Genomic DNA, 13,530 nt, shown 5'->3' on the forward strand with positions numbered 1-13,530 from the left:
CGTTAAAGCTTGCTCGCTACTTTTAAAGCTTGTTCGCTACCTTGGCCTCTAAACTTTCTATTTCTGCTCTGCGGCCTTTATCCGCAATAGGACGGTTTTGTTTTTCAGGCGCGCTTTTGGCTAATGTCAAATGCCGAGCTGCCTCTTCATACTCGCCATCATCAAACAAGTATTCTGCGTAAAAGTAGTGCGTATCCATACTGTTTGGGTAAAGCGCTAGCGCTTTGTCAAACAAGCGCGCTGCTTTTTTGTCACTGCCAAACGCAACCGGCCAGCCAGGTACATTGTGATATAGCGCCGCTAATACAGTTAATGCTGTACCTTGTAATACTTGCTCATCCTGCTCTAATGCTTTTTCAAGGTTTGCTCTAGCTGCTTTTGCAAAGTCGAGCGCACCTAGGCCACCTTTAGCTTTCGCAGCACTAGATTGGGTAATGGCTAACCACGTGAGGGCTTCGGCACTGTTATTCGATGATGCAACAAAGGCTCTAGCATCAGCGATAAGCGCTATAAAGGCTTTTTCTTTTTCGCTGCTATCAGCGTCATAATTGATTGACGCCCACTGCTGCTGGATATTAAGCAATGTGCTGCTGTTGTCAGCAAAGGTAAGATTGGCATAAACCATAAGAGAGATACAAACCGAGATAAGTCCACGTTTACTGCGCATTGTGGGGTTCCTAATTGATGGTAAGTAGAGTTTTAGGCGGGTGTTTTACCAGTAATACGGGGTATAAAACAAGAAAAATGGCCACACGAGGTAATTATTCGCTTAAAAGGGCCTTAATGGCTTTTGCTTTTTCTAAATCCCATCGGGCGTAATCAAGCACATAAGGTAAAGAATGGTTTTGCAGTAAATGCCTAGCGCGATGAGGGTCGTCCGCCAATGTAAGGGCGAGTTTATGAGACTCGAATTGATTGAACAGGGCTTCAAGGGTACCGTTTTCAATCAGTCGTGACAGGCCAACACGAATTCTTTTTGCTAGAGCGCTGTTATCAGGGTGCACGAAGAAGTATTCGTAATTGGGGTAAATAAATAGATGATTTTTATCGATAGTAACGGCTTTATCGGCATGACGTATTAAATCTCTGTTTGCCTCAGTAACATTTCGAGGAAAGCCGTCCACGATACCTTTTTCCACCATGGTGTACATTGATGTAAACCATAAACTCCATTCTTCGCCTTCCGCATTAAACCCGTTCGATTTAAGTACGTGTAAGTCAGGCCAGTCGTTCCCCTGCACCAAGGTGCGGGTTTTAAGTTCATCGGTAGTTAATGTCTGTTGGAAATTGTGTTGGGCATTTTTTGCAATCACTAATACTCGGTACCCAGCCAATCCTTTTAAGAGGGGGAATTTAATTGGGGTGAGTAATTTCTCACGCTCAGCATTGGTCACACTCCACATTACATGGGCATCACCTTTTAACAGAGTTACTACTTGTCGACTTTGTGACATTGGTTGAGGATGTAGCGAAATCTGTATTTCACCATATTCGGGCGTTGCCGAAAAAACAGCCTCAAGGACTTTTTGCTGATACAAACCATAGTTGTCATCGGCGAATGCCTGTGTGAGCGTGACATCATTAAATTCGGCTTTAACATGAGTACTTGCCACAAATTGAAGCACAACTAAAACCAAGGCCGATAAACGCATTATTTCCCTATTCATTCTCTTCAGAAAAATCTTCTACTTGAAATTAACGGAATTAATTAGGCTTGTCACGGTTTCTGTAGAAAATTTGTGCAGAAAAAGAACCCATAATTGCAAATTAGGGGTTCGCATTTTCGTCAAAACCTGTATAATTCGCGCCCTGCCCAGTTACGCCCACCTTTGGGAAGGTGGAAGAATCGACCGGCTCGAAGGGGTCTTTGTGTTGATTTTATGGTGATTTCTGGTGTTCAGAAATCAGTAACGACGATATTATTCGGGTGATATTTAAATGAAAACTTTTGTTGCAAAGCCAGAAACGGTACAACGTGACTGGTACGTGGTTGACGCCACAGACAAAACTCTAGGCCGTTTGGCTTCAGAAATCGCATTGCGCCTTCGTGGTAAGCATAAGCCAGAGTACACGCCTCACGTGGACACTGGTGATTACATTGTAGTTATCAATGCTGATAAAATTACGGTTACTGGCCGTAAAGCATTGAACAAAATCTATTATGCACACAGTGGCTATCCAGGTGGTCTGAAAGAAACTAACTTTGAAAAGCTGCTAGCTTTCAAACCAGAAATGGTTATTGAGAAAGCAGTGAAAGGAATGCTGCCAAAAGGTCCTCTAGGCCGTGCAATGTTCCGTAAAATGAAAGTTTACGCTGGTGCTGAACATAAGCACGCAGCACAGCAACCACAAGTTTTGGACATCTAAGGGGCAATCGACATGGCAGATACTCAATACTACGGCACCGGCCGCCGCAAAAGTTCTACCGCTCGTGTGTTCCTGCGTCCAGGCTCAGGTAACATTCAAGTAAACAAACGTGCTCTAGACGAGTACTTTGGTCGCGAGACTGAGTGCATGGTTGTTCGTCAACCTCTAGAACTTGTTGAAATGTTGGAAAAGTTTGACCTATACGTCACTGTTAAAGGTGGTGGTTCTAACGGTCAAGCTGGCGCAATTCGTCACGGCATCACTCGTGCTCTTATGGAGTACGATGAGACGTTACGTCCTGCTCTACGTAAAGCTGGCTTCGTTACTCGTGACGCTCGTCAAGTTGAACGTAAGAAAGTGGGTCTACACAAAGCACGTAAGCGTCCACAATTCTCAAAACGTTAATTTTACGTTTTATATATTGTGCAAAAAACCCGGCTCATGCCGGGTTTTTTATTTTCTGGCGCTAATAAAATGAATAATAGTGGAGGGGGTTATGCTCTACTGCGTATTAGTAGTTAAGCCAGAAATGAATGAAGAATTAGTGTGAAAGTCGTTTATTTAAATACTCAATCAGCTATAGCGCAGTCTCAAAGCGACAATGCTATGCTTTACGAACTCATTTCTGAACATGAGCCCGCGCTTCGTCGGTTTATTCGTGTTCGAGCCCGTGCGAATGCCCCTGAGGTAGAAGACATACTTCAAGAAATGTACGCCAAACTCTTTTCACTTGATGAATTGGCACAGAAGGTTGAAGCGCGACAAGATACGTTTCGAAGCTTTTTGTTTACCGTTGTGACTAATTTAATTATAGATAGGGAACGGCGGGCAAAAGTGCGCGCTCATGATGCTCACGAACCATTTTCTGATACTCTATATTCTACGTGGAACAATGAGCCGGAAAAGTGTGCAGGGATTGCTGAGAAGCTAATTGAAATTGAAAACGTGCTTGAAAATATTAACCCTCATCACAAATCTGCATTTGTGCTTTGCCGCGTTGAAGGTAAGGCTTACCGGGAAATCAGCGACATATTAGGCGTTTCTGTGAGTACAGTAGAAAAATATATTTCAGCCGCACTGATGGCTATTCGAAATAAGGTGCAAGATTAATGGCTACGGCTTTGAACCAGCATTCAATTAATAAACGTGCAAGCGAATATGTTGTGCGTCTTTACTCTGGTGAACTGACAGCTAAAGAAGAAAGTGAGATCCTTGAGTGGTGCGATGCGAAAGGCGCACATCAAGCTGCTTTTAACGATGCGCTTTATTTGTGGGAAACTTCAGCTCAAATTGCTCCTCATGTAGGCTGGCGGCAAAAGCTGGAAAAGCGCTTCTATCGAATGCGCTATCTAGCGGCATCTATTGTTGTTGCATCGTTCTGCTTTTTACTCATCACTCATCACAATGCGCCTGACCAAAGTATTGATAACAGTGAGCTTGCCAATAATTACTCTACTGCCATTGGCGAGGTAAGCAATGTTGGATTATCAGATGGCTCTACCATTACGTTAAATACAGATACCCGCATTAATATAAAGTTTAGTGAAGCGCACAGAGAGCTCTGGCTAGAACAAGGTGAGGCATTTTTTGATATTGCTAAAGATCGGTCTCGTCCATTCCTAATTCATACCGCAAACAAGACGGTGAGAGTCGTAGGAACGAAGTTTAATATTAAGCTATCACAGGCTGGATTTAATATCGCAGTAGAAGAAGGTATCGTTGCCATAGAAGAAAAGGCAGAGCCGAACACCGACAAACCAGCGAAAGATGATACTCAAGTGTTATTGGAAGCCGGCGCAGTCGCGTCGTTCAATGATACCAGTGCTCTTATCGCAAAACAAAGTGTGGACAGTGTAGTAAAAGCGCAAAGTTGGCGTACCGGTTACTTACGTTTTGATGAAGAACGGCTAGAGAAAGTGATTACCAGTTTTAACCGCTATAGAAGCAAAAAAATAGTGATTAGCCAAGAGATTGCTGATTTACGTATTAGTGGCGTTTTTAAACTTTCAGATGGTGATGCTATTTTAACGGCACTTGAAGCGACCTTGCCTGTAGAAATAAAAAAAGAGAATGAAAAGGTTAAATTAGTGAAAAAATAGCGGAGGATTTTGTTTTTGGCTGCGTATTAGCTTATGGGAACACAACAAAATACTATAGGAGCAGCCATGAAGTTGCCAAAAACCACAACAAGTACGTTAGCTCTGTGTGTCGCACTATCACTAAGTGCAAGTATCAAAGCACAGCAAATAGACAACATTTCAATTCAAGCCACCACACTCGATAACGCATTGCTCTCACTGGCACAGCACAGTGAAATTCAAATTCTGTTTTCAGACGCTAGAATAAAGCAAAAACTAAGCCCTAAGCTAGAAGGCAGTATGGATTTGCAGGATGCACTTTCTACCTTGCTTAAAGACACTGGCTTTACCTACAAGCAGACATCTAAAAGCACTTACATTGTTACTCCAATTGAAAATAAAGAGGAGAGCCAATCAGGTACGCGCCCTGCTACCTCTGCTCCTACTGACGTTCAAAAGCAAGAAGCAAGCGTAGAGCGTATTCAAGTTACCGGTTCGAACATCCGTGGTATGCAAGATACTGGCGCTTTGCCGGTTACCATGATGTCATCTGAAGATATTGACGGTTTGGGCTTAAGCAGTGGCGCTGAAATCTTAGCGGAGTTACCGCAACAAGGTGCCGTAAATTTTAATAGCGAGCGTGTAGTTGGTGGTGTTAACGACGCACGTGGCGATGTCTCATCAGTAAACTTACGTGGTATAGGTACAGGCTACACACTTACGCTGTTGAATGGTCGCCGATTAGTGCTGCACCCAGGTACGCAAGCCGAAAACTTAGTGCCTGTTACTACTGTGAATTCAAATACGCTGCCAGTTAAAGGGCTAAAACGCGTTGAAGTGTTACGCGATGGCGCTGCGGCTATTTACGGTACTGATGCCATATCAGGTGTAGTGAATTATGTATTAGACGATAAGTATACCGGCGGTGAGCTTCAAGCCCAATATGGTAGTAGTCAAGGTACAGGTCGCGACCAAATCAATTTATCAGGCGCTGGTGGCTGGTTATTTAATAATGATAAAACTCACGTTACTTTTAGTGGTGGGTACTATCATCGTGACATGGTCATGGCGAGTGAGAGAGATTATTCAGCCAGTTCTGACTTACGTAACTACAGCGAAGTACCTGCTGATTTTGTCGGGGATACGCAACTAGATAACCGTTCAACGGTAACACCTTGGGGCGAGTTTTCGACTGACACTTTAGGTACATTTCATTTAGAGCCAGCCTCATACAACGACTGTATCGCAGACGCTAGCGACGATGTATGCGCGTCTTCCGGGTCAACACCTCGAGATATGCGCTTCGATTCAAACTCACAGCGTAGCTTGAGCTCTGAAGTCGATAGGCTGAACCTATACACTTTGGTGAATCATCAAATCAACGATGACGTTGAGATATACGGTGAAGCCCTTTACTACTCAGCAACGGCAAAACGTATTCGTGAACAATCGGGCAATCTAACAGCACAGCGTTTTACGGTGTCGGCTGACGCATTTTACAACCCTTTTGGTGAGGACGTGACAGTGCGTCGCTATCGTCCCATTGATACAGGCCCACGAAATATCGAAGTCGATGACTACAGTTATCGTTTATTGGCAGGCTTTCGGGGTTATATCGGCGATTGGGACTTCGATTCAGCCGTGTTGTATTCAAAAGCCAATACTATCGATACCGCAAATCGAATTAACACCACCTTGTTCCAACAAGCGGTTAATAGTACCGATGAAAGCACGGCTTACAATATTTTTAGCGGCGCCAGTGTAACTAACCCAAATACGGTTGACGATACGCCGGTATCACAAAGTGTTATCGATAGCTTTATGGTAGACGTTGAGCGGGAGTCAGAAACAGAACTTGCTTCAATTGATGCCAAAGTATCTCGACCAGATTTATTTAGTTTACCCGCCGGTGATGTAGGTTTTGCCGCAGGTATTGAATATCGCTATGAAAGCTTTTTCGACAAACGTACCGATGATTTGAACGGCACGGTGTTTTTCAGTGACGTAGTGGGTGGCACTTCGTCTGAAATTGCTAGCCAAGTATTAGGAAGTAGCCCCACGCCTGATGCCAGCGGAAGTCGCAATGTGGTATCTGCGTACGCGGAATTTGCTATTCCGTTGCTGGCCGATAAACCCTTTATTGAAAGTTTGAATTTGCAGGTGGCTGGCCGATACGAAGATTTCTCTGACGTAGGCAGCATATTTAAACCTAAATTTGCCCTTGCATGGACGGTAAATGAAAACGCGTTAATTCGTGGTGCTTATTCAGGGGGCTTCAAAGCGCCAGGGTTGCCACAAACCACAGCAGTAAATGTTGCCCGTTCAAATACCAGAACCGATCCGTTGACACAAACGAGTCGCGGTACGCTAGAACTTCGAAATGGTAGCGATACCTTAAGCCCCGAAGAAAGTGAAAACTACTCGTTTGGTGTAGTACTTACGCCTACCAAAGCGTTAACCCTTACAGTCGATTGGTGGCAAATCAAGCAAGAGAACACGGTGGGTATTTTAAATAGCCAAACGCAAATTTTGTATGACGCATTATTGCGTAGCCAGGGTAGCGCGAATGAAAATGTGGTTCGTGATGAAAATGACGAAATTATATATATTCGAAACGACTACACTAACTTATTGCCAAGAGACATTTCTGGTATCGATTACAGTGCTGATTACCGTTTTGAAACTGAAGTAGGTGATTTTTCCATTAAGCTCAGTGCCGCTAACTTACGAAAGTTCGATCAAGGATCTGACGATATCACAGACCTAGTGGTTGCAGCGCAAGAAGCTGGAAACGAAGCGTTATTGTACGAAGGGGAGCGAGTTGCCATATTTGGTAGCGATGGCGACCTTATTCGTCAAAACGAACGCCCAGAATGGCGGGCTAATTTATCGCTAACCTATTCTCGCGATGCATGGCGTGCCGGTCTTAAATATCGTTACGTTAGTGATGTTGAAGACACTAGCTTAAATTATACCGACGATTCAGGTGATTTAGTGACTTACGTCATTGATGATTGGTCAACGTTAGATGCGTACGTAAGTTACCGCTTAAGTGAAGACGCCTTATTTAGCGGAAAAACGAAAGTGACCGTAGGCATGCGTAACCTGACAAACGAAGAACCGCCGTTTGCCGATGGAACCTTTGGATTCAGCAGTAGCCTCCATTCATCGATTGGCCGTTATACCTACGTAACACTTAATCATAAATTCTAAGTTAAATACTTAACCTACTTTTACATCATAAAAAAGCGCCTACCATTAGGGGGCGCTTATTTCATGGAGATATCATGTTTCGATTACTTTTCATTGCACTGGCATTTGCTTCCCCAGTTACTTTGGCGTGTGAATTCGAAGGCGTTACTTTTTCTGCAGATTTTGAAGCCGGTAAGTTAGATTCCTGTGAAGTCGACGAAAACGGCACCTATGTATTGAGCTTCTTACCAGAAGATAAGCCCATAAACCCTAGTCCTTGGTATTACTTTAGTGTTACCGCATCAGGTGATTCATCGTCAAAACAAGCAGAAAAAGTAGACGTAGTGCTGACCTTTGACGGTTATACGCCAAGGTATTTACCTAAAGTGAGTTACGATCAAAAAAGCTGGGAGATAACTGCGTTTGATACCACAGAGCAGGGAATGACAATATCTTTACCTGTGTCAAAACGACCACTCTATGTGGCAGCCCAGCGTCCTATTCCAAATTTAGTTTACATAAACTGGCTAAAACAAGCAGAGCAAGACTTTGGCATTAAGCCGTTTACGATTGGTAAATCTACCGAAGGCCGCACGCTTTCTGCATTTGCTCTAGAAAAGCCAGAAAACACAGAGTGGGTTATTTTCGTTGGTCGCCAACACCCACCGGAAGTAACAGGCGCAGTAGCTATGTTCTCTTTTCTAAATCAATTCTTAACCACTACGTCTGAAACCAGTGCGTTTTTGTCACGATTTAATGTGTTGGTAGTGCCAAACATAAACCCTGATGGTGTAGCTAATGGACATTGGCGACATAGCCTTGGGCATAAAGATCTAAACCGCGATTGGAATGTATTCTCTCAACCAGAGACCAGAGCAGTGAAAACGTATTTAGATAAAATCACGGATGCCGGCGGGAAAATTGTAATGGGTATGGACTTTCACTCTACCCACAACAATGTTTTTTATACCATTCCGGTAGATGAAAGTATTGCCCCTAGCGACATGGTTGTAGACTGGTTAGCCGAGTTGCAAACGCAAACAAGAGGCGTGTTCAAAGTCGTAGATAAACCTGGCACATCGCCAGGGAAGGGCGTTTTTAAACAGTTTTTTGCTGATGTTTATCACGTGCATGGCGTTACTTATGAAGTCGGTGATAATGAACCCAATGAGAAAACACGTTACGTCGCTAAGCATGCTGCCAATACGCTTGTCGATACGTTAATTGCCACCCCTGCCGAGGCATTTTATATTAAAGCGTGTACTGCTGAAGCAACAAGTTGTGAGCAATGATGATGCATTTATGCACAACTAAACTCTTAGCATTTTGGCATAAACTCGCTTTCGCTATACTCATATCCTTCATTAGTGTTGTTGGCGCTGTGAAGGCTCAAAGTGTTGAGCAAACCGATGCTTCGGCTATAGACTCTAAAGCCGCGATTACGTTTGCTCATCAAAGCACGATGAAGCATATTGCAAAAACCATGTGGGAAAAGCCTGAACTAGGTTTTTTAGAACACAACAGCAGCGCATTAATGCAACAAACGCTGATTGGACGTGGCTTTGATGTTACTGCTGGCATTGCGGGCATGCCTACTGCATTTATTGCGCAATACAGCCCAGCAGACCAGACGGAAGATGGCGAGCATAAGCCTGTTATCGGCTTACTTGCCGAAATGGATGCTCTTCCCAGCATGGGAGTATTAAACACGTCTGACAAACAGCCGATTAGCACTAACGGACATGTTCACGCAGGTCATGCTTGTGGACACAACTTGTTTGCCGGCGGGGTAATAGGCGCTGCGCTTAGCTTAGCTGATTATCTCGATACTCACCCAAACCAAGGTTCACTAAAGGTTTTTGGCACACCCGCAGAGGAAGGGGGCTCAGGTAAAGTCTATATGGTAAAAGCAGGCGTTTTTGAAAATGTGGATGTTGCGCTTCACTGGCACCCATCAGATAGTACATCTTCTTCACCCTCATCTTCGCTGGCCAATAAGAGCGGTAAGTTTCGTTTTTACGGTGTAGCTGCGCATGCTGCCGCAGCGCCAGACAAAGGGCGCTCGGCATTAGATGGCGTAGAAGCCATGAACATGATGGTAAATTTAATGCGTGAGCATGTGCCGGATGGCACGCGAATTCATTATGTGATCACCGATGGCGGAACGGCGCCGAACGTGGTGCCGGATTTCGCCGAAGTGTATTATTACGTCCGCTCAGCACAGCCTGCTGTCGTGTTATCATTATGGGATAGATTGGAAAAAGCGGCGAAGGGTGCAGCACTTGGCACTGAAACCCGTGTTGATTGGGAAGTCACAGGTGGAGTGTGGAATGTATTACCTAATGTGACCTTATCAAAATTAATGCACAAGCATATTGACGCCGCACCGCCGATTATTTTGACCAAAAGTGAGCAGCAGTTTGCTAGCGAAATAAGTAGCACCCGCGAGCAGACCTTTAGTCACAATGCTCACAGCACACCAGAGCCCTTCGATGAAAAGATTACTGTTTGGTCGGCATCAACTGATGTAGGTGATGTGAGTTGGCAAGTACCTACCGTGGGGCTATCTAGTACCACCTGGGTAAAAGGTACTCCTCCTCACACTTGGCAGGCGTCAGCAATGAGTGGTACTGACATTGGTTACAAAGGTATGTACTTGGCCAGTGAGGTCATCACGCAAACCGCTATATCCCTTTTCTCTGAACCTGAAAATATTAGTAAAGCGAAGCAAGAGTTTCAGCTACGAAAAAGTACGCTGAACTATGAATCCATGCTAGGGCAGAGAGCACCAGCACTCGATTATCGTAAGTAGAATATCTTCGCACTACTGGGTCGAAGGTTTATAACAATGTTTTAATATAACAAAGGGATTTGACCGAATTTCGGTCAAATTCTTGATTTTATTCCAATCACTCACTAATTCTTAACAGTGGCCTCAGATTAATTTATTGCTTAAATACCAGTAAAACCTTGTGTTTATAAGGGCTTTTCTTTTATCATTTGCGGTCGAAATTTGACGAAACTTTAGTGAATTCTCGAATGAGCACATAAGTGCCTTTGAGTTAACTTCATGACAAGCCATATGATGGACGATCCTAACGTGATAAAACCAGTAAAAGTTAGGGTTATACATCATAATTATCCGAACCTGGAGAAATGTGGATGAGCAATGTATCTGTAGATGCAACAGAGTCTGCACACAATGATAACCAGCCAGAAAACAACACCCGTCGTCGGTTTTTGACCGTTGCCACGTCGGTAGTTGGTGGTGTAGGTGTTGTTGGAGCGGCAGTGCCTTTTATTGCGTCCTGGAATCCAAGTGCCAAAGCGAAAGCGGCCGGTGCTGACGTTGAAGTAGATATCAGCGGGATTGAACCTGGACAGCTAGTGCGTGTGATGTGGCGAAGCAAGCCTGTATGGATTGTTCGTCGTACTCCTGAAATTCTTGAAGAATTGAGCACTCACGAAGATAAACTGAAAGATCCTAACTCTGAAGCAGAGCAACAACCTACGTTTGCCCAGAACCGTTTCCGTTCTATGAAAGAAGAGTACCTTATCTTAGTCGGTATTTGTACGCATCTAGGTTGCTCACCGCAGCACCTTAAAGATGGCGCTTTCGAAGAAGTGGTTGAAGGGGTTCCAGACGGTTTCTTCTGCCCATGTCACGGTTCTAAGTTTGATATGGCTGGTCGTGTATTCCAAAATGTACCTGCGCCGTTGAACCTTGTTGTTCCGCCTTACCAGTTCGTAGATGACACAAACATCATCCTCGGCTCAGAAGCGGAGGCTGTGTAATATGAATGCTTTTTTAGAGTGGATTGAAGCGCGTATTCCAATTATGCGTGTGGCGAATATGCACGCCATCCAATACCCAGCGCCTAAGAACATGAACTTTTGGTACGTGTTTGGATTCTTGGCTACCATCGTTTTAGTTAACCAAATTATTACTGGAATCTGGTTAACAATGAACTTCGTACCGACTTCTGAAGGTGCGTTCGCGTCTGTTGAATACATCATGCGTGAAATTGATTACGGATGGATTATCCGCTATATGCACAGTACAGGCGCTTCAGCGTTCTTCATTGTGGTATATCTGCATATGTTCCGTGGCATGATTTACGGTTCTTACCAAAAGCCTCGTGAATTGCTTTGGGTGTTTGGTATGTTCATCTACCTTGCACTAATGGCTGAAGCCTTCATGGGTTATGTATTGCCTTGGGGACAAATGTCTTACTGGGGTGCACAGGTAATCGTATCGCTATTTGGTGCAATTCCTGTTGTAGGTCCAGACTTAGTTATCTGGTTACAAGGTGACTATGTAATCTCGGGTGCTACCCTAAACCGATTCTTCGCATTGCACGTTATTGCATTGCCGTTGGTTATTGTTATTTTAGTGTTCTTACACATTATTGCGCTACACGAAGTGGGTTCAAACAACCCAGACGGTATTGCGATTAAGCATAAGAAAGGCTCGTTACCTGAGTCAGAAAAGACTAAATTCCAAATCCATGAGTACTACACAAGCAAGTATGATATCGCTGATGACATCTTGCCATTCTTCCCGCACATGGTGCTGAAAGACTTAGTAGCGTTCTGTATTTTCTTAGCCTTGTTCACTTATATCTTGTTCTTCGCACCTGAAATGGGCGGTAAGTTCCTTGAGCATCCTAACTTCGAAATTGCGAACCCGTTGAAAACACCTGCACATATCTTCCCTGTTTGGTACTTCACGCCGTTCTACGCCATCCTTAAGGCAGTACCTGATAAGCTAATTGGTGTACTTGCTATGTTTGGTGCTATTGCAGCCTTGTTTGCTTTACCATGGATAGATCGCGGTCGTGTTAAATCGTGGCGCTATCGTTGTGGTTTACACACAGTAAACCTTATTGTGTTCGCAATTGTATTCGTTTTCTTAGGTTACTTAGGTGCTACACCTCAAGAAAACTGGAAGATTGTTGCGTCGCAAATCGCGACCGTTATGTACTTTGGTTTCTTCGTGTTGTTGTTCCTATACAGCCGTAACGAGAAAACTAAGCCTGTGCCAGAGAGGATTGCCTAATGAAAAAATTGATGTGCTTTTTAGCATTTTTTCTACCGGGTGTAGCGTTAGCCGCTGGTGGTAGTGTGCATCTAGATAAGGCACCTATCGACCTAACCGATAAGGCCTCGTTGCAACGTGGTGCGCAGTTGTTCATGAACTACTGCTTAGGTTGTCACTCAATGAAGTATCAGCGTTATCAGCGTACGTTTGCCGATTTAGGTATTCCTGACGAGTTAGGTCAAGAAAACCTTCAGTTTACCGGCGAAAAGGTTGCTGACTACATTACTCGTGCAATGCCTGAAGACGCAGCGGCTGGTTGGTTTGGTGCTGCGCCACCAGACTTGACTCTTGTAGCTCGTGTTCGTGGTGAAGATTGGATTTACACTTATCTACGTTCTTTCTACGTAGATGAGAGTCGTCCATTTGGTGTGAACAATAAAGTATTCCCAGAAGTGGGTATGCCGCATGTGCTTCAACCTTTGCAAGGTACACCAACTGAAATGCACGAAGAAGTTATGGTCGACGGTGAAATGGTTGAACAATATGTAGGTATTAAATCTGATGGTACAGGTTCAATGTCTCCAGATGAGTACGACCAAGCTGTTGCCGATATTGTTAACTTCTTAGAGTATACCGGTGAGCCAGCTAAGCTAGATTCACACCGTATCGGTAAATGGGTTCTTATCTTCATTGCCGTACTGTTTGTATTTGTTTACTTGCTGAAGAAAGAATACTGGCGAGAAGTGCACTAATCGCACAGAATTATGTATAATAGCAAAGGGGGCTTCTCGCCCCCTTTTTTAGTATTTGAATTTCGCCCGATTTAGTGGGCATAACTAGTTTCTCGACGGA

12 protein-coding genes are annotated in these 13,530 nt (G+C 44.1%); 10 read left to right on the plus strand and 2 right to left on the minus strand.

The window, feature by feature from the left end; genetic code table 11:
* Positions 1-22: 22 nt before the first annotated feature.
* Complete coding sequence (locus C7Y69_RS09110; protein WP_126872488.1) at positions 23-667, minus strand: tetratricopeptide repeat protein; 645 nt, start codon at positions 665-667, stop codon at positions 23-25.
* Between the two features lie 94 nt (positions 668-761).
* Complete coding sequence (locus tag C7Y69_RS09115) at positions 762-1,652, minus strand: transporter substrate-binding domain-containing protein (protein ID WP_126872489.1); 891 nt, start codon at positions 1,650-1,652, stop codon at positions 762-764.
* Between the two features lie 286 nt (positions 1,653-1,938).
* Here C7Y69_RS09115 and rplM point away from each other — a divergent pair, with 286 nt between their 5' ends.
* The 10 genes from rplM (at position 1,939) to C7Y69_RS09165 (ending at position 13,430) form a co-directional block, all read left to right on the plus strand.
* Positions 1,939-2,367 (plus strand): 50S ribosomal protein L13, encoded by a 429-nt coding sequence (gene rplM / locus C7Y69_RS09120; RefSeq protein ID WP_013785378.1) that lies wholly within the window; start codon positions 1,939-1,941, stop codon positions 2,365-2,367.
* 12 nt (positions 2,368-2,379) lie between these two features.
* A complete protein-coding gene (gene rpsI, locus C7Y69_RS09125) occupies positions 2,380-2,772 on the plus strand; it encodes a 30S ribosomal protein S9 (RefSeq protein WP_013785377.1) in 393 nt (130 codons plus the stop codon).
* A gap of 141 nt (positions 2,773-2,913) precedes the next feature.
* The gene (locus C7Y69_RS09130; RefSeq protein ID WP_013785376.1) at positions 2,914-3,477 is read left to right on the plus strand and encodes an RNA polymerase sigma factor; all 564 of its coding nucleotides are present in this window, start codon (positions 2,914-2,916) and stop codon (positions 3,475-3,477) included.
* On the plus strand, positions 3,477-4,466 hold the full coding sequence (locus C7Y69_RS09135; RefSeq protein ID WP_126872490.1) for a FecR family protein: 990 nt from the start codon (positions 3,477-3,479) through the stop codon (positions 4,464-4,466). The genes C7Y69_RS09130 and C7Y69_RS09135 overlap by 1 nt, the downstream gene beginning before the upstream one ends.
* A gap of 66 nt (positions 4,467-4,532) precedes the next feature.
* The gene (locus C7Y69_RS09140) at positions 4,533-7,658 is read left to right on the plus strand and encodes a TonB-dependent receptor (protein ID WP_185864153.1); all 3,126 of its coding nucleotides are present in this window, start codon (positions 4,533-4,535) and stop codon (positions 7,656-7,658) included.
* Between the two features lie 74 nt (positions 7,659-7,732).
* The gene (locus C7Y69_RS09145; RefSeq protein ID WP_126872491.1) at positions 7,733-8,929 is read left to right on the plus strand and encodes a M14-type cytosolic carboxypeptidase; all 1,197 of its coding nucleotides are present in this window, start codon (positions 7,733-7,735) and stop codon (positions 8,927-8,929) included.
* Positions 8,926-10,449, plus strand: a complete 1,524-nt coding sequence (locus C7Y69_RS09150) for an amidohydrolase (protein WP_232363147.1) — start codon at positions 8,926-8,928, stop codon at positions 10,447-10,449. Before C7Y69_RS09145 ends, C7Y69_RS09150 begins: the two co-directional genes overlap by 4 nt.
* Positions 10,450-10,799: 350 nt before the next feature.
* The gene (gene petA, locus C7Y69_RS09155) at positions 10,800-11,432 is read left to right on the plus strand and encodes a ubiquinol-cytochrome c reductase iron-sulfur subunit (protein ID WP_013785371.1); all 633 of its coding nucleotides are present in this window, start codon (positions 10,800-10,802) and stop codon (positions 11,430-11,432) included.
* A gap of 1 nt (position 11,433) precedes the next feature.
* Positions 11,434-12,696: a cytochrome b gene (locus C7Y69_RS09160; protein WP_126872492.1), complete on the plus strand. Its 1,263-nt coding sequence runs from the start codon at positions 11,434-11,436 to the stop codon at positions 12,694-12,696.
* Entirely contained in the window at positions 12,696-13,430 is a 735-nt protein-coding gene (locus tag C7Y69_RS09165) for a cytochrome c1 (RefSeq protein WP_126872493.1), read from the plus strand. Before C7Y69_RS09160 ends, C7Y69_RS09165 begins: the two co-directional genes overlap by 1 nt.
* Positions 13,431-13,530 lie beyond the last annotated feature (100 nt).

This window comes from Alteromonas sp. KS69 (genome assembly GCF_003989595.1).
GTDB lineage: Bacteria > Pseudomonadota > Gammaproteobacteria > Enterobacterales > Alteromonadaceae > Alteromonas > Alteromonas naphthalenivorans.

Excerpts from the sequence above, each read along its gene's own strand:
- C7Y69_RS09110 (WP_126872488.1), bottom strand. The coding sequence starts at position 667 with ATGCGCAGTAAACGTGGACTTATCTCGGTTTGTATCTCTCTTATGGTT.
- C7Y69_RS09115 (WP_126872489.1), bottom strand. The coding sequence starts at position 1,652 with ATGCGTTTATCGGCCTTGGTTTTAGTTGTGCTTCAATTTGTGGCAAGT.
- rplM (WP_013785378.1), top strand. The coding sequence starts at position 1,939 with ATGAAAACTTTTGTTGCAAAGCCAGAAACGGTACAACGTGACTGGTAC.
- rpsI (WP_013785377.1), top strand. The coding sequence starts at position 2,380 with ATGGCAGATACTCAATACTACGGCACCGGCCGCCGCAAAAGTTCTACC.
- C7Y69_RS09135 (WP_126872490.1), top strand. The coding sequence starts at position 3,477 with ATGGCTACGGCTTTGAACCAGCATTCAATTAATAAACGTGCAAGCGAA.
- C7Y69_RS09140 (WP_185864153.1), top strand. The coding sequence starts at position 4,533 with ATGAAGTTGCCAAAAACCACAACAAGTACGTTAGCTCTGTGTGTCGCA.
- C7Y69_RS09145 (WP_126872491.1), top strand. The coding sequence starts at position 7,733 with ATGTTTCGATTACTTTTCATTGCACTGGCATTTGCTTCCCCAGTTACT.
- C7Y69_RS09150 (WP_232363147.1), top strand. The coding sequence starts at position 8,926 with ATGATGATGCATTTATGCACAACTAAACTCTTAGCATTTTGGCATAAA.
- petA (WP_013785371.1), top strand. The coding sequence starts at position 10,800 with ATGAGCAATGTATCTGTAGATGCAACAGAGTCTGCACACAATGATAAC.
- C7Y69_RS09160 (WP_126872492.1), top strand. The coding sequence starts at position 11,434 with ATGAATGCTTTTTTAGAGTGGATTGAAGCGCGTATTCCAATTATGCGT.
- C7Y69_RS09165 (WP_126872493.1), top strand. The coding sequence starts at position 12,696 with ATGAAAAAATTGATGTGCTTTTTAGCATTTTTTCTACCGGGTGTAGCG.